This window comes from Planobispora rosea (assembly GCF_014648175.1).
Classification (GTDB): Bacteria; Actinomycetota; Actinomycetes; order Streptosporangiales; family Streptosporangiaceae; genus Planobispora; species Planobispora rosea.
Genome location: NZ_BMQP01000002.1, coordinates 108,880 through 128,455, shown reverse-complemented (window position 1 = coordinate 128,455; position 19,576 = coordinate 108,880). Strand labels below are relative to the sequence as shown.

General features: G+C 73.6%; 17 protein-coding genes. 10 read left to right on the top strand and 7 right to left on the bottom strand.

Annotation, left to right across the window (positions count from 1 at the left end; translation table 11 throughout):
• Positions 1-119: 119 nt before the first annotated feature.
• The 6 genes from IEZ08_RS02425 to IEZ08_RS02400 all read left to right on the top strand — a co-directional run bounded on the left by IEZ08_RS02425 (position 120) and on the right by IEZ08_RS02400 (position 5,173).
• On the top strand, positions 120-731 hold the full coding sequence (locus tag IEZ08_RS02425) for an RNA polymerase sigma factor (protein ID WP_229802868.1): 612 nt from the start codon (positions 120-122) through the stop codon (positions 729-731).
• On the top strand, positions 728-1,564 hold the full coding sequence (locus IEZ08_RS02420) for a zf-HC2 domain-containing protein (RefSeq protein ID WP_068922936.1): 837 nt from the start codon (positions 728-730) through the stop codon (positions 1,562-1,564). Before IEZ08_RS02425 ends, IEZ08_RS02420 begins: the two co-directional genes overlap by 4 nt.
• On the top strand, positions 1,549-2,421 hold the full coding sequence (locus IEZ08_RS02415) for an ATP-binding cassette domain-containing protein (protein ID WP_068922937.1): 873 nt from the start codon (positions 1,549-1,551) through the stop codon (positions 2,419-2,421). The genes IEZ08_RS02420 and IEZ08_RS02415 overlap by 16 nt, the downstream gene beginning before the upstream one ends.
• On the top strand, positions 2,418-3,944 hold the full coding sequence (locus IEZ08_RS02410) for a hypothetical protein (RefSeq protein ID WP_068922938.1): 1,527 nt from the start codon (positions 2,418-2,420) through the stop codon (positions 3,942-3,944). The genes IEZ08_RS02415 and IEZ08_RS02410 overlap by 4 nt, the downstream gene beginning before the upstream one ends.
• Positions 3,935-4,561, top strand: coding sequence for a hypothetical protein (locus IEZ08_RS02405; RefSeq protein ID WP_068922939.1), 627 nt, complete (start codon positions 3,935-3,937; stop codon positions 4,559-4,561). The genes IEZ08_RS02410 and IEZ08_RS02405 overlap by 10 nt, the downstream gene beginning before the upstream one ends.
• A 138-nt stretch (positions 4,562-4,699) precedes the next feature.
• Entirely contained in the window at positions 4,700-5,173 is a 474-nt protein-coding gene (locus IEZ08_RS02400) for a carboxymuconolactone decarboxylase family protein (RefSeq protein WP_068922940.1), read from the top strand.
• A 53-nt stretch (positions 5,174-5,226) separates the two neighbouring features.
• On the opposite strand, the gene IEZ08_RS02395 is transcribed toward IEZ08_RS02400, so the two are convergent.
• Both IEZ08_RS02395 and IEZ08_RS02390 read right to left on the bottom strand, forming a co-directional pair.
• A complete protein-coding gene (locus IEZ08_RS02395) occupies positions 5,227-6,771 on the bottom strand; it encodes a sensor histidine kinase (RefSeq protein ID WP_068922941.1) in 1,545 nt (514 codons plus the stop codon).
• A 198-nt stretch (positions 6,772-6,969) separates the two neighbouring features.
• Positions 6,970-7,563 carry a TetR/AcrR family transcriptional regulator gene (locus IEZ08_RS02390; RefSeq protein ID WP_068922942.1) on the bottom strand — a complete coding sequence of 198 codons (594 nt, stop codon included), beginning with the start codon at positions 7,561-7,563 and terminating at the stop codon, positions 6,970-6,972.
• A 205-nt stretch (positions 7,564-7,768) separates the two neighbouring features.
• Between IEZ08_RS02390 and IEZ08_RS02385 the strand changes: the two genes are divergently transcribed.
• Both IEZ08_RS02385 and IEZ08_RS40480 read left to right on the top strand, forming a co-directional pair.
• Complete coding sequence (locus tag IEZ08_RS02385) at positions 7,769-8,506, top strand: winged helix DNA-binding domain-containing protein (protein ID WP_307815321.1); 738 nt, start codon at positions 7,769-7,771, stop codon at positions 8,504-8,506.
• Between the two features lies 1 nt (position 8,507).
• The gene (locus tag IEZ08_RS40480; protein WP_307815322.1) at positions 8,508-8,879 is read left to right on the top strand and encodes a DNA glycosylase AlkZ-like family protein; all 372 of its coding nucleotides are present in this window, start codon (positions 8,508-8,510) and stop codon (positions 8,877-8,879) included.
• Between the two features lie 95 nt (positions 8,880-8,974).
• Here IEZ08_RS40480 and IEZ08_RS02380 read toward each other — a convergent pair whose 3' ends face one another.
• From IEZ08_RS02380 to IEZ08_RS02360, 5 genes are all read right to left on the bottom strand, one after another.
• On the bottom strand, positions 8,975-9,628 hold the full coding sequence (locus IEZ08_RS02380) for a biliverdin-producing heme oxygenase (protein ID WP_068922944.1): 654 nt from the start codon (positions 9,626-9,628) through the stop codon (positions 8,975-8,977).
• Positions 9,629-9,688: 60 nt separating this feature from the next.
• The gene (locus IEZ08_RS02375) at positions 9,689-10,876 is read right to left on the bottom strand and encodes an acyltransferase family protein (RefSeq protein WP_189241561.1); all 1,188 of its coding nucleotides are present in this window, start codon (positions 10,874-10,876) and stop codon (positions 9,689-9,691) included.
• Positions 10,869-11,609 carry an alpha/beta hydrolase gene (locus IEZ08_RS02370; protein WP_189241560.1) on the bottom strand — a complete coding sequence of 247 codons (741 nt, stop codon included), beginning with the start codon at positions 11,607-11,609 and terminating at the stop codon, positions 10,869-10,871. The genes IEZ08_RS02375 and IEZ08_RS02370 overlap by 8 nt, the downstream gene beginning before the upstream one ends.
• Positions 11,610-11,734: 125 nt before the next feature.
• Complete coding sequence (locus IEZ08_RS02365; RefSeq protein ID WP_068922947.1) at positions 11,735-12,427, bottom strand: response regulator; 693 nt, start codon at positions 12,425-12,427, stop codon at positions 11,735-11,737.
• Entirely contained in the window at positions 12,424-13,752 is a 1,329-nt protein-coding gene (locus tag IEZ08_RS02360; protein ID WP_068922948.1) for a sensor histidine kinase, read from the bottom strand. The genes IEZ08_RS02365 and IEZ08_RS02360 overlap by 4 nt, the downstream gene beginning before the upstream one ends.
• Positions 13,753-14,024: 272 nt before the next feature.
• Here IEZ08_RS02360 and lon point away from each other — a divergent pair, with 272 nt between their 5' ends.
• Positions 14,025-16,409, top strand: a complete 2,385-nt coding sequence (gene lon, locus IEZ08_RS02355) for an endopeptidase La (RefSeq protein ID WP_068922949.1) — start codon at positions 14,025-14,027, stop codon at positions 16,407-16,409.
• A 301-nt stretch (positions 16,410-16,710) separates the two neighbouring features.
• On the top strand, positions 16,711-19,500 hold the full coding sequence (locus IEZ08_RS02350; RefSeq protein ID WP_189241559.1) for an ATP-binding protein: 2,790 nt from the start codon (positions 16,711-16,713) through the stop codon (positions 19,498-19,500).
• Positions 19,501-19,576: the final 76 nt, after the last annotated feature.

Sequence of the window (19,576 nt, the reverse complement as noted above, 5' to 3'; positions counted from 1 at the left end):
TCGATCGGAAAACTAGCCCGCGCCACCGACATTTCCGGCCCCTCCCCGGCGGGGAGCTCCCGCGGGGAAATCTCCGCCCGGCGGAACCGGATACGCCCGATCCCGCGATAGATCAGAACGTGTACCGATTCCTCGCCAGACGCCGGGAGCCGCCTCCCGTCACCCCCGACAGCGGCGACGCCGACCTCTTGCTGGCCGTCGCCGCGGAACGGGTCGAGGCGCTGAAGATCCTGCACCGGCGGCACGCCCCCTGGCTCCGGGTGCGGCTGGCCCGCCGCTGCGCCGACCCCGACGTGGTGGACGACGCCATCCAGGACGCCTTCGTCGCCGTCTGGCGGGGCGCGCACCGCTACCGCGCCTCCGAGGGCGACGCGGCGGCCTGGATCTGGACCATCGCCATCCGCAGGCTGATCTCCCTCATGCGCCGCTCCGGGAGCGCGCCGCGGACCACCTCGCTCGACGACGCCCAGGCGCCGGACGCCCGCCGCACCGCGTACCCGCCGTACCCGGTCACCGAGTCCGCCGAGGACGCGGTCCTGGTCGGCGTGGAGCACGGCGACCTGGGGACCGCGCTGGCCCGGCTCTCCCCGGACCTGCGCGCCGCCATCCAGGCCACCGTCCTGGACGGCCTCACCGTGCGCGAGGCCGCCCATCTCCTCGGGGTGCCCGAAGGCACCGTCAAGACCCGCGTCATGCGGGCGAAAGCTCAGCTCAGGGGGTTTCTCGCATGAGTACGACCTGGCATCTTCCCGACGAGCTGACCCAGCGGTACGCGGCCGGCCGCCTGGCACCCGCCCAGGTCATGTCGGTGGAGGCCCATCTCGCCCGGTGCGGGCGCTGCCGGGCGGCGGTGCCGTACGAGCAGGAGTGGCTGGCGGAGAGCTGGGAGCGGGTGGCGGACGTCGTGGACCGGCCCGCACTCCGGCTCTCCGAACGGATCCTGCACCGGCTCGGCGTGCCCGAGCACGTGGCGCGGCTGCTGTCGGCCACGCCCTCCCTCAGCCGGGCCTGGCTGGCGGCCCTGACCGCGGTGCTGGCCTTCGCGGTGGTCTCCGCCCGGCTCGCCCCCGGCCAGGAGGACGTCCTGCTGGCCTTCCTGCTGGTGGCGCCGGTGCTGCCGGTGGCGGGCGTCGCGGCGGCCTACGGCCGCCACGTCGATCCGGTGCACGAGACCCAGGCCGCCACCCCGATGTCCGGCCCGCGCCTGTTCCTGCTGCGCGCGGTCACGGTGCTCGCCGTCGCGCTGGGACTGACCGGCGGGGCGACGCTGCTGTTCCCCGGCCCGCTCGGGCTGAGCGCGGCCTGGCTGCTGCCCGCGCTGGCGCTCGGCCTCGGCCTGCTGGCCCTGTCCGGCCGCCTGTCCCCGCTGCTGGCCGGGGCCGTCCTGGTCACCGGCTGGTTCGGCGCGGCGCTGGTCTGCCACGCCGTCCTGCACGACCGGTTCCTGCCGTTCCACCCCGCGGCGCAGGCCCTGTACGGCGCCGCCACGCTCGCCCTGCTCCCCCTCGTCTACCTGCGGCGCCGCCGCCTGGCCCCCGGAGAACCCCGTTGGACACGACTGTAGAGAACACGACCGTGGCCGTCCGGGCGCTGACCAAGCGCTACGGCCGGGCCACCGTGCTCGACCGCGCCGACCTCGATCTCGGCCCCGGAGTGACCGGCCTGCTCGGCCCGAACGGCGCGGGCAAGACCACCCTGCTGCGCTGCCTGGCCACCACCCTGGCCCCCGACGACGGCGAGATCAGGGCGCTCGGCCTGGACCCCGCCCGCCGCGAGCAGCGCACCGCGCTCCGCCGCCGCCTCGGCTACCTGCCGCAGGACCCCGGCTTCTACCCGCACTTCACGGTCTTCGAACTGGCCGACTACGTGGCGATCCTGAAGGAGGTGACCGACCGCGCCGAGCGGCACCGGGAGGTGCGCCGGGTACTGGCCGAGGTGGACCTGGCCGACCGGGCCCGCACGAAGGTCCGCAAGCTCTCCGGCGGTATGAGGCAGCGGCTCGCGCTGGCCCAGGCCCTGCTCGCCGACCCCGAGCTGCTCATCCTCGACGAGCCCACGGTCGGCCTCGACCCCGAGCAGCGCATGCGCTTCCGGGCCCTGGTCTCGCGGCTCGGCGAGAGCCGTACCGTGCTGCTGTCCACCCACCAGACCGAGGACGTCGCGGCCCTGTGCGAGCGGGTGGTCGTGATGAACGGCGGGCGCGTCGTGTTCGAGGGCACGCCCGGCGGGCTGGCCGCTGTCGCCGCCGGACGGGTGTGGATCTCGGACGCGCCGCCCTCCGGTTCCGAGCTGTTCTGGCGGACGGCCGACGGACGCTACCGGACCCTGGGGGAGAGACCTCCGGGGGGAGCGCCCGCCGTACCGGCGATCGAGGACGGCTACCTGCTGCTGCTCGGCGCACCCGTGGAGGCGGCGGCATGAGCCTCGTGACCGCTGCCCGCCCGAGGACCGCCGGGACGGAGCCGCCGGAGGGCTTCCGGGCGCTGTTCCGCTTCGAGGCCCGCAGACTGCTGCGCAGCCCGCTGCTGTGGGGCGCCGCCGCGCTCTGCCTGGGGCTACGGCTCTACACGGCCTGGGAGTGGCTGCCCGACCTGAGCACCGACCCGGTGAGCATGTCGGGGAGCATGCTGCTGCTCGCCGCGGCGGCGATGCTCGCGGCCAACCTCGCCGTCTCCCGGGACAGGCGCGGCGGCATGCCCGAGGCGCTGGGCGCGCTGCCCGGCCGGGCGGCGCGCCGGACCGGGGCCGCGACCGGCGCGGCCGTCACCGCCGGGACCGGGATCGCCGCGCTGGTGATGGCCGCCTACCTGGCGGTCCGGCTGGCCACCGGCCCGGCGGCGGGGGTGTTCGACCCCTACGAGGCGCTGGCCGGGGTGCTGGCCGTACCGTTCGCCGCGGCGCTCGGCGCGCTGCTGGGCCGGTGGGCGCCGGCGCTGGCCGCGGTGCCCGTGACGGCGTTCCTGCTGGCCTTCCTCACCTTCTTGAACACCCACCAGAGCGGGTACGGGGACTGGTTCCTGCCGGTGGTGCTCTTCCACGGGCCGGACTGGCCCGCCCGGCCCTCGGGGCTGCACGTGGTCTACCTCGTGGCGGCGGTCGCGCTGTTCGCCGCGGTGGCGCTGCTGCGGCACGGAGCCCGGCCGGTCCGGGTGGTCGCCGCCCTGGCCGCCGCGGCGGTCGCGGTGCCCGCGGGGGCCGTCGCGTCCGCCCGGGCCCCCGGCGCCGAGATCCAGGAGTGGAGGACCGTCGTGTCCGGGAGGGTGATCTCCTCCGCGAACGCGCCCGCCTGGGTCCGCGAGCACTACGTGGGGCCGCACACCCGCACGTGCGAGAAGCACGGGAGCCTGACCTACTGCGCCTTCCCGGGCTACGAGCCCTGGATCCCGCTCTGGTCGGCCGCGGTCGGCCCGGTGGCCGAGGCGCTGCCCCCGGCGGAGCGGACCGGCCTGCCGACCGTCCGGCAGTACACCGACTCCTGGACGATGCACGAGGAGCACGACGAGCGGTCCATCGGGACCTTCATGGCGTGGGGCCGGGCACGGGACGCCCACCGCGGCGTCCTCGCCTCCCACCTCGTCGACCGGGTGACGGGCCTGCGCCCGCCGGGACCGGAAGGATGCGACGCCCGCGGTCAGGCCAGGACGGTCGTGGCGCTCTGGCTGCTCGGCCAGACCGTCCCGCCGGAACCGGCGCGGGAGCGGGAGATCCTGCTCGGCGACTCCCACCTCACGCGTCAGCTGTCTCCGCTGGGCATGGTCCGGTACGGCGCCGCCGAGCTGGGCTACGCCCGCAGGCTGCTGGCCTCGCCGCAGGCCCGGGAGCGGATCTGGGCCCACTGGGACGCGCTGCTCAAGCCCGGAACGACGGTCGAGCAGGCCCTGCCCCTGCTCGGCCTGCGCCCCGAGTTCCCCGCCGAACCGGTGGAGGGACAGCCGTGCTCGTGATCCGGCTCCTGCGGCCGGTCGCGCGGGCGGTCGACTGGACCCCGCTCGCGGCCGCCGGCGTCCTCGTCGTCCTGCTGGTCTCGCTGATCGGCACGGGGTCCGCGCTGGACCCGGAGATCTCCCTCATGCTGCTCAGGATGGCGGGGGTGCTGCTGGGCACCGCCGCCGGGTTCGCGGTGGTCGACGCGATGGACGCGAGCACGGCCGCGGCCCCGGCGCCGCGCGGGCTCCGCCACCGGATCCGCTGCGCCCTCGGCGGGCTGACCGCCGCGGCGTTCTGGGCGGTCGCCTGCGCGGTCGCGGTGGCACGGCTCCCGCAGGGCGGCACGTTCCCCGTCCCGGGCGCGGCGGTGGAGGCGGCGGCCTGCGTGGCGGCCGGACTGCTGGCGGCCTCCGTCGCCGGGCGCGTGCACCAGGGGAAGGCCGCGGCCCTGGCCGGGACGGGCGGCCTGCTCGGGGTGGTCGCGGTCAGCCTGGCGCTGCGCGGGCCGTACCGGCCGTGGATCTACCCGGACGAGGACACCTGGGGCGTCGTGCACCGCGGCTGGCTGGCCGCGCTGGCGCTCCTGCTCCTCGCGCTGGACCTGACCGGCCGGGGACCGCGCCGGACACGGTGACGGTCCCCGGGCCGCCTCGCAGGCGGTGGCTCCACCGGCGCGGCCGAGGGTGACGTATGTCATATCCGCTCATGTCACATCGCGCCGCGCCGTCCCGTCGTAGAGGTGCGACCACCGACAACGGCAGAGGAGCCCACCATGGACGCTCGTTTGAACCTCTTCGGCAGTCCCGTCGCGGGCAGGTTCCTCAAGCACCTCGTCTCGGCGAGCAAGGGGATCTCGGACGCGACGCTGCCGGCCGCGACGCAGGAGCTGGTGAAGCTCCGCGCGAGCCAGATCAACGGGTGCGGTTTCTGCACCGACATGCACACCAAGGACGCCCTCGCCGCCGGTGAGTCGCCGGTGCGCCTCAGCCTGGTCGCGGCCTGGCGGGAGGCCACGGTCTTCACCGAGGCCGAGCGCGCCGCGCTGGAGCTGGCGGAGCAGGGCACCCGCATCGCGGACGCGGCCGGCGGGGTCACCGACGAGGCCTGGGCGAATGCCGCCGAGCACTACGACGAGGAGCAGCTCGCCGCCCTGGTGTCCCTGATCGCCCTCATCAACGCCTTCAACCGCGTGAACGTCATCGTCCAGCTGCCCGCGGGCGACTACCAGCCCGGCCAGTTCGGGTGACCGGGAGGACCCGGCACCCGGCCGAGGGCCGGGACGGCGGCCGGGTGGTGATGTCAGGCGGCCGCGTTCAGGTGCTCCTCCTCGGGCCCCTGCGTCAGCGGCAGGGTGACCACGAAGCAGGCGCCGGGGCCCGAGGAGGAGTCGTACCAGGCCCGGCCGCCGTGCGCCTCCGCGAGTGAGGCCACGATCGACAGGCCCAGCCCGACCCCGGCCGTACTGCGGACGCGGTCGTCGTCGGCCCGGCTGAACCGGTCGAACAGCCGGGGGACGAACTCCGGGGGCACTCCCGTGCCGTGGTCGCGGACGCGGATGTCCACCGCGTCCGCGCCGAAGCGGGCCTCCAGCACCACCGGCGGCCTGCCGTACTTGAGGGCGTTGCGCACGTAGTTGCCGACGATCTGCTGCAACCGCAGCGGGTCCACCCGCGCCGGGGGGCCGTCCGGGCAGTCGACCGTGATCGACGCCTCCGGGAACAGGACGGCGCACTCCGTCAGCGCCTCACGCAGGTTCACCGGGACCGGGTTCACCGGCAGCTGACCGGCTTCCAGTCCCGGCGTGGTCAGCAGATCCTCGGTGAGCATCGTCAGGCGGGCGAGCAGGATCTGCGAGCGGGCGATCATCTGCCGGGCGCGCTCGGGCGGAAGGCCGGGATTCTCGTCGATGATCTCCAGGAAGCCCCGGACGGCGGTCAGCGGCGAGCGCAGCTCGTGCGAGACCACGGCGACGAGATGGTCGCGCAGCGCGTTGGCCCGCCGCAGCTCCTCGTTGTGCAGGCCCAGCACGTCGGCGTGGCGGCGTACGCGCCGGTAGAGCGTGGTGATCTCGCGCAGCAGCGAGGTGAGGACCACCAGCGCGGCCACCAGGGCCAGCAGCCGGGCGCCGTACCAGCCGAAGGTGAAGCGCGCCCCGGCGAACAGAGTGAGGAGCACGTCGCCGCAGGAGGCGATCACGGCGACCGCCGCCCACGCCTCCAGACCCCGTACGGCGCCGCGGAACCGGGTGGCGGCGAGCGCCAGGGCCACGACGTTCACCGCGATGATGGCTGTGCCGAACCGCTCGGTCAGCACGCGGTAGTCGCCGTTGACCATGATCACGGGGATGTGCTCGGCCTGGGCCGTCACCAGCCAGGCGGCCGCGGCGGCCCCGGCCAGCATCGAGCCGGTCGCGGCCGCGGCCATCGGCCTCCGGCGCCCGGCGGGAGCGGGCTCGCGCTCCAGCCGCCGCGGCCACGGCCCCAGTGCGATACCGATCAGCAGAGGGAAGCCGGTGTGCCAGGCCGTCCACAACCACGGCGCGCTGCTCGGCGTCGCGCCCAGCAGCCCGGTGGGCGAGAACAGGCCGGAGAAGACCAGCGCGTGCGGCACGATCACCGCCGCCGACCACAGGTAGGCGCAGGACAGGGCCAGCAGCCGGCGGTCGCCGCCCGCCAGGAACTGGGTGATCAGCAGGAACGCGGTGAGCAGGTCGCTGGCCCACACGACCGCCAGGAACGCGGGCAGGAAGGCGGGCACCGGTCCCAGCACGCGGTCCGCGCCCATGAAGATCAGAGCGGTGACCACCGGGACGATGGCGGCGGCCAGGAGAGGCGCACGGCTCACCCTGGCGGACAGGGGAGTGTCAAGGACTGGGCTGAGGGTCACCCGGCCCGGATCGGCCGCGGGCCGTCCGGGCTGAGGACTTCGTGGTGTGATCCGCATCCCACCGGGGACGGTCCGGGCGGAGAGCCTCCCCCAGCCGCGGAGGCGCAGGCCGTACCGGATGAAAGGAGGCACGCCCGGGGTCTCCCCGGGAGGGGATCAGGCGGTCAGGGCGCGCAGGACGAAGCCGGAGACGGTCTCCTCGGCCTCGTCCACCGTCACCGTGCCGCCGAGCAGGGGCAGCCGCTCGGCGCCGATGACGGCCATGATGATCCGCGCGGTGGCCGGCACGTCGGGGGCGTGGAAGACGCCCGCGTCCACGCCGCCGCTGATGATGCCGGTCAGGATGCGCTGCATCGGCGCGACGTGCTCGGCCAGGCGCTGGTAGGCGTCGGGGCCCAGGGCGGCCGACAGGTCGGCGGGGCCGGGGTGGGGATGGGCGAGCAGCCCGGCGAGCTGGAGCCGGACGAACACCCGCAGCCGTTCGGCGGGGGAGGCGTTCTCCGGCAGCTCCCGCTCGTAGGCCTCGATGAAGTAGTGCGTCACCCGCTCGGTGAAGGCCAGCAGCAGCGCGGCCTTGTCGGGGAAGTAGTTGTAGAGCACGGTTCGGGTGATCCCCGCCTCGACGGCCACGTCGGTCATCGAGATGGCGTCGATGCCCTGGTGCCGGGAGAGCCGCGAGACCGCCTGCAGGATACGGTCCCGGGTCTGGGCGCGGTGCTCGCCGATCGTCGCGGCCGAAATCCGGGGCATGCCCCCATGGTGACACAGGCCCGGAGACGGCAGCCTGCCGATCCATCCGGTCCGTCATCCATCGCGGAAGCAATCTTTCCGCGATGGATGGCATCGTTCTTACCGGCGGCACCCGGATCCCGGCACCGCCGGTGGAGGTATCCCCCCGGAAGACGGAGGGATCCGCCGGAACACGGAGGGATCCGCCGGAACACGGAGGGCACACATGACGGTTCTCGGCTCCCGGGCGCTCAACCGCGCCACCCTCGCCAGGCAGCTCCTGCTGCGTCGTTCGGAGCTGACGGTGCCGCAGGCGCTGGAGCACCTGGCCGGGCTCCAGGCCCAGACCCCGCACACCTGGTACGTCGGGCTGTGGTCCCGGCTCGCGGACTACACGCCGGAGGGTACGGCGCGGCTGCTGCGCGAGCGGGGCGCGGTGCGCATGGCCCTGATGCGCTCGACCATCCACTTGGTGACCGCCGCCGACTGCCTGTGGTTACGCCCCCTGGTGGAGCCCGTCATCGAGCGTATGACGATGAGCAACTTCCGCCGCGGCCTGACCGGGCTGGACCTGGCGGAACTGGTGGCGGCGGGCCGCGAGCTGCTGGCCGGCGGGCCGCTGACGTTCAGCGGACTGGGCCGCGCGCTGGCCGAGCGGTGGCCGGAGAACGACCCGGCCTCGATGGCCCAGGCGATCCGCGCGTACGTGCCGCTGGTGCAGGTGCCGCCGCGCGGCCTGTGGGGGGAGAGCGGGCCCGCCGCCCACCAGGCGGTCGAGACGTGGCTCGGACGTCCGGTGGACACCGACGCCTCGCCGGAGAGGCTGGTCCTGCGCTACCTGGCCGCGTTCGGTCCGGCGACGGTCCGCGACGTACAGCACTGGTGCGGGCTGACCCGGCTCGCCGAGGTCGTCGAGCGGCTCCGGCCGCAGCTGCTGGTCTTTCCGCGACGAGCGGGGACGTGAGCTGTTCGACCTGCCCGGCGCGCCCCGCCCGGACCCGGACACGCCGGCGCCCGTGCGGTTCGTCTACGACTACGACAACCTGCTGCGCTCGCACGCCGACGTGAGCCGCCTCGTCACCGTGGACTACGCCGCCCAGGGGTTCGGTGAGATGAGCGGGGAGGAGCCGAGCACCGTCCTGGTGGACGGCTTCGCCGCGGCGACCTGGAGGATCGTCAAGCGGCGCGGGACGGCGACGCTGACGGTACGCCCGTTCCGGAAGCTGACCGGCGCCGAGGAGGCCGAGGTCGGTGCCGAGGGCGCCGCCCTGCTGGCCTTCGCGGCGGCCGGGGCGAAGGCCCACGAGATCGTGTTCGCGCCGCCGCAGCCGGGCTGACGGGGGCCGCGCTCCTGCGGGCGGCAGGCGGCGACGGCCGGGTGACGGCGGTCAAGTGCCGGGTGACGGCGGTCAGGTGCCGGGCGCCGCCGGTGTCAGGCGGCGACCTCGGCCCGCGCCACCCGGCCGAGGTCGCCCAGGACCTCGGTGTTGAGCTGGTAGGCGAGCTTGGTCTCGCGGATGATGCGCCGCTTCTCGGCCTCGTCCACGGGCAGGGCGTCCAGCCGGGCGCGGTACTCCTGCTTGAAGCGGGGGAGGCTGCCGACCGCGTCGAAGCGGTAGAAGTCGACGCCCCCGCCCGCCCGGTAGCCGTAGATCTTCTCCAGCTCCATCCGGATGAACTGCCCGCCGGACAGGTCGCCCATGTAGCGGGTGTAGTGGTGGGCGATGTAGCCGCCGGGCCAGGCGGCGACCTGGTTGATCCGGGCGACCAGGGTCCGGGTGGGCAGGGAGGGCTCGATCCGGTCCGCCCAACCGGCCCCGTAGATCGTCTCCAGGTCGCGGACCAGCGCCTCCTCTCGGTAGAGCTCGGGGAAGACGAAAGGCGCCGCGATCGGGTCGTCGGCGAGGGCACGGGAGGCGGCGTCGAGGGCGGCATAGGCGAAGTAGTGCTGGGCGACCATCTCGCCGTAGGCCTCGCTGCTGAGCCGTCCCGCCATCAGGGCCTTGAGATAGCCCTCGTCCTCGGCCGACTCGTGGTCGCTCCAGGTGGCGTTCCTGAGCACTTCGGAGAACGGCTGGTCGGTCATGATCGCTCCATGTCGCGGGGGCCTTTCATGACACAGTGTCACAAACATTCGGAGGACACGTCAAGTTGATCGCGACACCCTGTCATTTAACCGTCTCGTCACCGTCCACGCCAGGGCCAGCAGCGCCGCGAAGACCGGCAGCCAGACCAGGCGGTCCGGCAGCCAGCCGAGCCGGGCGGGCGGGGTGAGCAGCCCCGGGACGGCACCGAAACGGAGCGCGGCCAGGGCGGTCACGGCCGCCGCCGTCAGGTGCCAGAGGAAGATCGTCATCGCGGACAGGTTGACCAGCGCCACCACCGCCCACAGCCGGGGCCGGCGCATCAGCCGCTCCAGCGGCCCGCGCACCAGCAGCGCCAGCCCCACCTGGGCGGTCCCGAAGGCGACGGCGGCGAGCGTGGGCGGGCTGAGGTTCGACACCTCCGCCCCCGGCACGCCCACCATGCTCGCGGGATAGCCGAACCCGGCCACCAGGACCGCCGTACCGGCCAGTCCTCCGGCCAGCAGCGCGACCGCCGTCCGCCGGGAGGCGAACCCGCCCTCCGCCCAGCCCAGCCCCAGCATGTACGGCACCAGCCACCCGGCGGCGAGGTTCACCCACCCCAGCCAGGCCGGCCCGTCCAGGCCGAACCTGATCGCGTCCACAATGAGCACCACCGCGGCCGCCGAGGCGGCCGTGACGCCCGGCCGCAGTCTCAGCAGCAGGGGAGCGGCGGCGGTGAGCGCCGCGAAGACCGCCAGGAACCAGATCGGTCCGAGCGCCGGGAGCGCCAGCGCCCTGATCGTGGTGTACGGCGCGCCGTGCAGGGCCAGCCCCGCCGCGATCCCCGCCCAGACCAGCACGAGCGGGACGACCGGCCGCAGCAGCCGCCCCATCCTGGCCCGCACCCACGCCGGACCCACCGCCCGCGCCGGGCCGTCCGTTCTCGCCCGCGCCGGGCCCGCTGCCCGCGCCCGCGCCGGATCGCCCGCCGCCCGCAGGCTCCGCGCCGCGGCGTATCCGCCCACGAAGAAGAACACCGCCAGGGTCTGCAGCACCCACGACAGCGGCGCGAGCTCCGGCATGAACGCGAGCGGGCTGGAGACGGAGACCGTCCCTCCGGGCCCGGGTACCCACGCCGTGACGAGCCAGTGCCCCAGCACCACCCCGGCGATCGCCAGGGCCCGCAGCGCGTCCACCCCCCGGTCCCGCCCCGGCGGCGTCATCGCCTCGATCCGCGCCACGGTGCGGCGCCCGGCCAGGTCAAGCATGGGACACCTCGGAGGTCCGTCCGAGGGCGATCAGGGTGAGGTTGCGCAGGGATTCGCTGCCGGGAGCGAGATAGTCGCTGTGCCCGGCCGCGCCCGCCGCGAACACCCGGGAGCCGTAGCCGGGCTCGGCGGGGTCGCGGCCGAAGCCCAGCGGGCCGATCTTGATCTTGGGTATGTCGCGTGCCCAGTCCTCCGTGCCGCTGCCCGCCCAGAGCGGGACCCCGCCCAGTTCGGCCGCCGAGGAGACGCCGAGGCCGGGGCTGCCGAACACGGCCAGGTTGTCCGCCCGGATCCCCGGCGCGGCCTTGGCGCACACCACCGACCCGTAGCTGTGGCACAGCAGGCTGACCCGCTTGCCGCGGAGCGTCTCGTTCACATAGCGCTGCAGCGCCGGGGCGCCCTTCTCCGCGGTCCAGCCGGTCGCCGTCCCCAGGCTGACGGTCGCCGGGCTGTCGTACCCGAGCCAGGCGACCACGGCCAGCCGGGCTCCCGGGTCCAGCTCCCGGGCCTGCGCGAGCACCGCCCGCGCCCCGCCTCCCGGGGTGCTGTGCGGCTTGGCCCGCCCGCCGTCGAAGGTGGCGGAGGTGGTGTCGGCGCCGGGGACGATGACGGCCACGTGCTCCGCCGTACTGAGATCGCCGTAGACCCGGATGATCCGGTCGCCCTGCGGCGAGGGGACGACCAGGTAGGTGAGTGCCGCGGCGGTGGCGACGGCGAGCGAGGAGCGGAGCACGGGGGCCTCCTGTCCGATTCGGGGGAACGGGACAGGACGCTACGGAGCAAGATCGGTAGCCCGCGTCACGCCGGAGTGCTCACCTCCGTGTCACCCCGGAGGGGGACGCGGAGCGGGGCGCGGTCTCACTCGCCGGGGCGGACCAGACCGGACTCGTAGGCGTACACGATCGCCTGGGCCCGGTCGCGCAGGTTCAGCTTGGCCAGGATCCGGCCGACGTGCGTCTTGACCGTCTGCTCCGAGAGCACGAGCTCCCGGGCGATCTCCTGGTTGGAGCGGCCCCTGGCGATGAGGACGAGCACCTCGGTCTCGCGCTCGGTGATGCCGTCGGGCCGGACGCGCGGGCGGTCCGGCCCGACGCGGGCGAACTCCGCGATGAGCCGCCGGGTCACCGAGGGCGCCAGCAGCGCCTCGCCGGCCGCGACCACCCGGACGGCCTCGGCCAGCTGGTGCGCGGAGGCGTCCTTGAGCAGGAACCCGCTGGCCCCGGCCCGCAGCGCCTCGTAGACGTAGTCGTCGAGGTCGAACGTGGTCAGGATCAGGATCTTCGGCAGGTGTCCGTCGTCCTCGCCGGAACCGGCCCGCTCCCCGCGCGGGCCGGGGGAGAGGATCTCCCGGGTCGCGGTCAGTCCGTCCATGACCGGCATGCGCACGTCCATCAGCACCACGTCCGGCCGCAGCTCGGCCACCCGGGCCACGGCCTCCTGCCCGTTCACCGCCTCGCCCACCACCTCGATGTCGGGCTGGGCGTCCAGGAACACGGTGAAGCCGGTCCTGACCATGCCCTGGTCGTCGGCGATGAGCACCCGGATCGTCATGCTTCCTCCATGATCGGCAGTATGGCGGTGACCGCGAAGCCCTTGCCGACCGGCCCCGCCCATACGCTCCCGCCGAGCATGGCAGCCCGTTCCCGCATCCCGATCAGGCCGTGTCCCGTGTGCTTCCCGCGCCCCGCCTTCGCCGCCTCCGCGGCGGCGCGGTCCCCTCCATCGTCCTCCACATGGATGTTCAGCTCGTCACCGGAGCGGGAGATCTTCACCGTGACGGCCGAGCCGGGCGCGTGCCGCATGGCGTTGCTGAGTGACTCCTGCACGATCCGGTAGGCGGACAGGCTCACCGCGGTGGGAAGGTCGAGCAGGTCGCCGCCCAGCCTGAGCGTCACGGTGAGCCCGGCGGAGCGCGCGGTGGCGGCGAGTTCCTCCAGGCGGCCCAGGCCCGGCTGCGGTGCGGTGTCCGTACGTCCGTCCCCGTCGCGCAGCACCCCCAGCACGCGGCGCATCTCGGTCATGGCGGCCAGCGACAGCGTGCGGATCTCACCGAGCCCCTCCTCCAGCGACCGCGCGTCACCCCGCGCCTTCAGCGGTACGGCCTCCGCCTGGATGGCGATCACCGACATGTGGTGCGCCACCACGTCGTGCAGTTCCCGGGCGATCCTGGCCCGCTCCTCCAGCACGGCCTGACCGGCCAGGGCCCGCTCGCTGCGCCGCTCCTCCTCGGCCAGGCGTCCGGCGGCCGTCCTCCTGGCCTGGATGTTGTAGCCGAGCAGGACGGTGACGGTCACCATGGCGATGCCGATGAACGTCACGCCGGGCAGGTTGGGGCCGGATTGGATGCCGAGGACCCACAGGGCGGCAACCGAGATCATCCACACGCCGATGGTGATGTGCCGCTCACAGCGGACCGCGACCGCGTAGACCACCAGCAGGTACATGATCACGGCGTCGGCGGAGAAGACCGCCTCCAGGTCCTGGCCACGGGTGGCGATCCCCCAGGGAATCAGCACCGCCGCGAGCCGCCAGGCCATGAGCGGCCAGCGGTCGCGCAGCGCCAGCGGCAGCGAGGAGGCCGCGGCGATGAATACGATCTCTCCCTCGTCCAGAGGTGTCGCCAGATGCGCCGTATCGCTGCTCAGGAGTGCCTGCACGGCGCGGAACAGGACGAAGGCCAGCACGAGATCGGCGATGAGGACCAAGTCGATCGTGCGGAACGGCAGCAGGCTCAGGAAACCCGGCGTGCGGGGGGCCAGCCATCGGGGGCGGGGATGCGGCGGACCGGCCCTGCCGGTCCACGCGGACGCGACGAGCGCGCGGGCCAGCCGGGCGAGAGGCCGCAGCCGTGCCCGCCGGGCGGGGGGAGAAGCCATCCGGCCAGTCTAGGGAGGTCGCCGGTCATCCGGATCACACCGTGGAGGGATCTCCCGCCTCCCTCCGGAGAGGGTCTCCCGTCCTCGGCGGGAGCCTCACGCCGGGGACGGTCGGAAACCCGTCCTCCGGGCGCCTCCTCAGGGCCTCCCCTGAAGCCTTCTCATACGACGATTACACAATTACGATCGCTCACAGCGAAACAGCTCAAGTCTGGGAACATCTAGGGACTCCTGTTAATTGAGTCTGTATAACTCAACCCCCTGGAGTGCAGATGAGTGAGAGCTTGATCCTCCCGGTCCTTCCGCTCGACGACGCGGTCGTGCTTCCGGGGATGGTCGTTCCTCTGGACCTGTCCGACAACGAGGTGCGCGCCGCCATCGAGGCCGCCCAGGCACTCGACGACAACAAGCCGTGGGTCCTGCTCGTTCCCCGGATCGACGGCAGGTACGGCCCGGTCGGCGTCCGGGCGATCGTGGAGCAGGTCGGCAGGCTGCCCGGCGGCGAGCCCGCCGCCGTGGTGCGCGCCGTCGACCGCGTCCGCGTGGGTGCCGGCACCACCGGTCCCGGTGCGGCGCTGTGGGTGCAGGCCACCCGGATCGACCCGGTCCCGGCGAGCGAGCGGGCCGAGGAACTGGCCAAGGAATACAAGGCGCTGACCACCACGATCCTGCAGAAGCGGGGTGCGTGGCAGGTCGTCGACGCCGTCAACCAGATGAACGACCCGTCGGTGCTGGCCGACAACTCCGGCTACGCCCCCTGGCTGAGCACCTCGCGCAAGGCCGAGATCCTCGAGACCCCCGACCCCGCCGACCGACTGGAGAAGCTGGTCGAGTGGGCCCGCGAGCACCTGGCCGAGCTGGACGTGGCCGAGACGATCCGCAAGGACGTCCAGGAGGGCATGGAGAAGCAGCAGCGCGAGTTCCTGCTCCGCCAGCAACTCGCCGCGGTCCGCAAGGAGCTCAGGGAGCTCAACGGCGACTCCGCCGAGACGGAGGAGGACGACTACCGCGCCCGCGTCGAGGCCGCCGACCTGCCCGAGAAGGTGCGCGAGGCCGCGCTCAAGGAGGTCGACAAGCTGGAGCGGACCTCCGACCAGTCCCCCGAGACCGGCTGGATCCGCACCTGGCTCGACACCGTCCTCGACATCCCGTGGAACGAGCGGACCGAGGACTCCTACGACATCACCGCGGCCCGCGAGGTCCTCGACGCCGACCACACCGGCCTCGACGACGTCAAGGACCGCATCATCGAGTACCTGGCCGTCCGCGGCCGCCGGGCCGCCAAGGGCCTGGGCGCGGTGGGCGGGCGCCGCAGCGGCGCCGTGCTCGCGCTGGCCGGCCCTCCCGGGGTCGGCAAGACCTCGCTCGGCGAGTCCGTCGCCCGCGCGATGGGCCGCACGTTCGTCCGCGTCGCCCTCGGCGGCGTCCGCGACGAGGCGGAGATCCGCGGCCACCGGCGTACCTACGTCGGGGCGCTGCCCGGCCGGATCGTCCGCGCCATCCGCGAGGCCGGTTCGATGAACCCGGTCGTGCTCCTCGACGAGATCGACAAGGTCGGCTCCGACTACCGGGGCGACCCGACCGCCGCGCTGCTGGAGGTGCTCGACCCGGCGCAGAACCACACCTTCCGCGACCACTACCTGGAGGTCGAGCTCGACCTGTCGGACGTGCTCTTCCTGGCGACCGCCAACGTTCTGGAGGCCATCCCCGGCCCGCTGCTGGACCGCATGGAGGTCGTCACGCTCGACGGCTACACCGAGGACGAGAAGGTCGCCATCGCCCGCGACCACCTGCTCCCGCGCCAGCTGGAGAAGGCCGGTCTCACCGCCGACGAGGTGACGGTCGAGGAGGAGGCCCTGCGCAAGCTCGCGGGCGAGTACACCCGGGAGGCCGGTGTCCGGTCCCTGGAGCGCTCGATCGCCCGCGTCCTGCGCAAGGTGACCGCCAAGGCCGCGCTCGGACAGGACGCGCTGCCGGTGTCCGTGACGGCCGGCGACCTGGTCGGCTACCTCGGCCGCCCGCGCCACGTGCCCGAGTCCTCGCTCCCGGAGTCCCGGCAGCGTACGGCGGTGCCGGGCGTGGCCACCGGGCTGGCGGTCACCGGGGCGGGCGGTGACGTCCTGTACGTGGAGGCGTCCCTGGCCGACCCGGAGACCGGCGACACGGGCCTGACCCTGACCGGCCAGCTCGGCGACGTCATGAAGGAGTCGGCCCGGATCGCCCTGTCCTACCTGCGCTCGCGCGGCGCGGAGCTGGAACTGCCGGTCTCCTCCCTCAAGGACCGCGCGGTGCACGTGCACTTCCCCGCCGGGGCGGTGCCCAAGGACGGCCCGTCCGCGGGCATCACGCTCACCACGGCCCTGGCCTCGCTGCTCTCCGGCCGCCTGGTCCGCAGCGACGTGGCGATGACCGGGGAGGTCTCCCTCACCGGCCGGGTGCTGCCGATCGGCGGGGTCAAGCAGAAGCTGCTGGCGGCTCACCGCGCGGGCATCACCACGGTGCTGATCCCGGCCCGCAACGAGCCCGACCTGGACGACGTCCCCCAGGCCGTCCGCGACGAGCTCACCATCCACGCGGTGAGCGACGTGCGGGAGGTCCTGGAGATCGCGCTCGCCCCGGCCAAGGTCGCCGAGCCCGCCGAGCCCGCCGCGGCCTGACGTCCCGCAGGGCGTCCCGACGTCTCACGGGAACGACGTCTCACGGGAACGGCCTGACGTCACGCGCGGACGGTCTGACCGCCCTGTGAGAACGACCCCCTCGAGGGGTAGGCAGGAACGGCCCGTCCTCCCCGGCGCGGGGGAGGACGGGCCGTCCGTGATCAGGCCCGTTCACCGCCCGGCCGCCTGACGACGCCCGGTGGGCCGCGTGGGGGAGCTGATCGCCGCCCGCCGACCGCGGCTGCGTAATGTGGCTGGTAGACCCGGATATGGGGGAAGAATCTCGGGGGAGATGAGATCCGTGGCGGCAACGAATCACATCCAGGACGTCCAGCGGCTGCGGACGCTGCACGCCACCGGCCTGCTGGAAGCGGACGAGGTGCCGCCGTTGGATCGGGTGACCCGGCTGGCGGTCCGGTGCCTGCAGGTGCCGGCGGCGATGGTGTCGCTGATCGACGCCGACTGCGAGGTCGTCATCAGCGCGGCCGGGTCCGCCCGTCCCAAGCGTCCCGGGCGGACGCCCTTGGTACAGACACTGTGCCGGCAGATCGTGGTCACCGATGCGCCGCTGACCGTGCCCGACACCCACGCCGACGCGCGCTGGCGGGAGATCGAGGCCGTCCGTGACGGACGGGTCGCCTCCTACGCCGGGATGCCGCTGAGGGCCGGCCGCGACCAGGTGCTGGGCGTGTTGTGCGTGATCGACGCCGAGCCCCGGCAGTGGAGCGGCGAGCAGCTGAGCGCCTTGGAGGATCTGGCCGCGCTCGCGGAGGCCGAGATCGCCGTGCGACTGGCGCGGGTCACATCGTCCGAGCCGTCTGAGCCGTCTGAGTCGTCTGAGTCGTCTGAGCCGTCCGAGCCGTCTGAGCCGTCTGAGCCGTCTGAGCCGTCTGAGCCGTCTGAGCCGTCCGAGCCGTCCGAGCGGCACGAGGGTGCGCAGGCGGTGCACGACATCGGTGACCGCTCCCGGGAGCGGCGCCGCCTCGAAGATCAACCCGTGTTCTGGCGGGCGCTGGTGGACAGCCTGAACGTGCGGGTCGGCGCCTGTGACAGCGACGGCCGGGTGATCGTGGTCAACCAGCCGCTGCGGCAGGTCTGCAACCAGAGCTCAGACCTGCATGTCCTGGAGATGGGCGAGGCCTTCGGGCTGCTGGCCGCCGACGGGCGCACGCCGCTGCGCGGCGCGCAGGTGCCGCTGGCGCGGGCGCTGGCCGGCGAACGTGTCGACGGCCAGCAGGTCGTCATGCGACCGCCCGGTGCCGCCGCGCGCCGGTTCACCGTCAACGGCCGGCCGATCGACACCCCCGACGGGCGGCGCCTGGGCGCGGTGGTGACCTTGGACGACATCACCGACCGGCACCGGGCCGAAGTGCTGCGCTCGGCGCAGCACGCCGCGGCCCGGGTGCTGGCCGACGCCGCCTCCAGCCAGGAGGCCGCCGACGGCGTGGTCGCCGCCGTCACCGAGGCACTGGACTGGGACTGCGGTGAATACTGGCAGGTCGATGACGACCGGAGCGGCATCACCCGGATCGGTTCCTGGAGCAGACCCGGCCGGGACCTGTCGGCCTTCACCGGTGACCGGCCGGTCACGTTCCCCCGCGGGAAGGCGCTGCCGGGGCTGGCCTGGGAGCGTGGTGAGCCGATCTGGATCACCGACCTGCAGGACGACCCCTGCGAGTTCTCCCGCAGGCAGGGCGCGCTGGAGGCCGGCCTGCGCTGCGTCCTGGCCCTGCCGGTGTGCAGCGGCGGCCACGCGCTGGGCGTGCTGCTGTTCGCCGCCGGCCATTCCCAGCCGCCCGACGACGACCTGGTCGAGCTGCTGGACGGGGTGTGCGCCCATATGGGCCGCTATATGGAGCGCCGCCGCGCCGAGGAGCTCACCGTCGCCCTGGCCGAGAGCCGCCGCCAGTTCGACCGGATCGTCAACCAGCTCACCGACAAGGCCTGGACCGTCGAGATCCGGCCCGACGGCACCGCCCGCCCGATCTATGTCAACACCGAGCACACCACCGCGTTCGGCGGACGGCTGCACCTCGATCCCGACGACGACTTCATCGCCGTCATGCTGCGTTTCGTCCACCCCGACGACCGCGACGCCTTCCTCGCCTACTGCGCCGAGCTCATCGCCGGCGACCAGGCCCAGCTGGAGTACCGGCTCATCGGCATGGACGGCGTCACCCGCTGGATCTGGAGCCGGGGCGCCCCCCGCCGCGAAGGGACGCGGCTGCTGGTGGACGGCATCTCCAGCGACGTCACCGAACGCCGCCAGATCGCCGAGGAGCGGGAACGCCTGCTCGATCAGCAGCGACAGCAGATGAAGCGGCTCCGGCAACTGGACGCGATGAAGGACGACCTGATGGCGGTGGTCAGCCACGAGCTGCGCAACCCCGTCGGCATCATCCGCGGCTACGCCCAGATGCTCGGCGAGGCTCCCGGCCTGCCGGAGGAGTACCGGGAGTTCATCGGGGCCATCGACCGCAAAAGCGAGCACCTTCAGCGCCTGGTGGACGACCTTCTGGATCTGGCCCGGCTGGAGAGCGGCCAGGTGAGCGTCGATGCGCGTCCGATGTGGCTGACCGGGCTGATCCGCCAGGCCGTGGATGAGCACCGGGCGGTCGCGGCGGCCAAGGGGATCACCCTGCAGATGGAGCTGCCGCACCACCTGCACGTGCACGCCGACCCGTTGCGGCTGCGACAGGTACTGGACAACCTGCTGTCGAACGCGATCAAGTACACGCCCGACGGGGGCACCGTCACCGTCACCGCCGACCATGACACCGACACCGGCACCGGCACCGGCACCGGCATGGAGGAGAGCCGGCAGGACGGACGCGAACGCGACAGGGCGGTCCTGGTGACCGTCGCCGACACCGGTATCGGCATCCCGGCCGAGCAGTACGGGCAGCTGTTCTCCCGGTTCTTCCGTTCCTCCACCGCGCGGGCGGCCAAGATCAAGGGCACCGGGCTGGGTCTGGCCATCACCAAGGTGATCGTGGAGGCGCACGGCGGGACCGTGACCGCCGCGCCGCGTGAGGGCGGTGGCACCGTCTTCACCGTCCGGCTGCCGGCCGAGCCGTCGGCATCGCAGTGAATCCGGCCGCCTCGGCCGTCGCAGGGCGCCTCGGCCCCTCGCTCCGGCACCCACCGATTGCCAATCCCAGCGCATG